2 protein-coding genes and 1 pseudogene are annotated in these 1,340 nt (G+C 64.3%); 1 reads left to right on the forward strand and 2 read right to left on the reverse strand.

What is annotated here, in order from left to right:
* A pseudogene (locus AC1DHD_RS16295) lies at positions 1–602 on the reverse strand (hypothetical protein); the annotation flags it as partial.
* 173 nt (positions 603–775) lie between these two features.
* Positions 776–1,042: a hypothetical protein gene (locus AC1DHD_RS16300; protein ID WP_476880701.1), complete on the reverse strand. Its 267-nt coding sequence runs from the start codon at positions 1,040–1,042 to the stop codon at positions 776–778.
* Positions 1,043–1,081: 39 nt separating this feature from the next.
* On the opposite strand from AC1DHD_RS16300, the gene AC1DHD_RS16305 reads away from it, so the two are divergent.
* Positions 1,082–1,315, forward strand: coding sequence for a DUF5703 family protein (locus tag AC1DHD_RS16305; RefSeq protein WP_476880702.1), 234 nt, complete (start codon positions 1,082–1,084; stop codon positions 1,313–1,315).
* The last annotated feature ends 25 nt before the right edge of the window (positions 1,316–1,340 follow it).

Genomic DNA, 1,340 nt, shown 5'->3' on the forward strand with positions numbered 1-1,340 from the left:
CCCAGCATACTGTGCAGGCTCTGCGGGTGCCCGATGTACAGCAGCAGCATCACCGTCACGGCTATGGCTACGGAGCGTACCCGCCGGCGCCAGAGCGCGCTGATCCGTGGACTGGCTGCCATCAGGGCGGCCAGCGCCGCAGCAAACGGACCCATCAGCGCAGGGTGGCGGAGCGAGGCGAGCCAGTCGCTGCCGATCGCCGCCCCCAGCTCAACTGTTGCCACGTAGAGAAAGAGTGCCCCGAGGTGGCCTCCGACGAAGGCGATGGCCGTCCGGCGGACACCCATGGTGGCTTCGGCCAATCCGACGCACCCCAGGATCAGGGCAGTGGCGAGGATGTACGAAGCAAGAGGCCCGGGAAAGAAGACTGAGGAGAACACCGGCCACCAGCGCCCGGCCAGCAGGAGGTCAGGGCCTACCGAAACGGCGGCGAGCAGGCCCGGCGGGGGTCCGGAGACGACTGACCCGGTGCCGATTCCCAGGGTCCACATAAAGGCCGTCAGCGACAGGGCCAGCGGCATGCCCGCGGCGGTGCGGCCGAGCCGCCGCAACAATCGTCCCAGCAGCAGGGCAGGCCTGCTGCGGATCAATGGTGCAGGCAACAACATCCTCCGAAAATAACCCAACGTGGACCACGAACTCGGCTCATCGGTCGGAGCCAACAGGCCACCGAATGCATTCCGTGGGGAACATCCACAGAATATGCCTGCAAGCTGGGGAATTCCGGGGAGCAAGCTGGGGACGCCAGCGGAGTCGCCGGCGTCGTCCGTCCTGCTTAGTCCTTCAGGAGCTCGAGGTCTTCCTCGTCGTCCACGTCTTCGTCCTCGTCGTCGTCATCTTCTTCGTCAATGACTTCGAGGGGGGTAACCTCGCCGTACGCTTCGTAGAGGGAGTCGTCATAAACCTCGAAGGCATCGGCTACGGCGAAGAAGGCTGCCTCAACCGCGGGATCGCCGTCCCCCCGCCGTGCGGCGGAAGCGGCCAGATGTTCTTCGAGGGCGCCGGTTAGGGACTGAAGCGCGACACGCGGATCGATGCTCATGACTTCACGTTAGCCCGAAAAAGACGAAAATGGAGAGCGATGAAGGAACATTTTCTGAACAGCTCGGTCCGTCGGGAACGGGACTACGCACGTCAGTACGAGTACCTCGTATTGACGGTAAGCCCTGAGGATTCGCTGCCCGAGGCCCGCCGGATTCTTGCGGCGCATTCCGAGTATGGTAAGTGGGAGCTCGAACGCAGCGTCCTGTACGTGGGCGGCGGACGGCGCTTCTGGCTTCGCCGTAAGGTGATCCAGGTCCAGCGGACCGTCTAGGCTCAGCTGGCTAGGACTCCAGGGG

The sequence above is a fragment of the Arthrobacter sp. 05L45_2 genome (genome assembly GCF_056397525.1).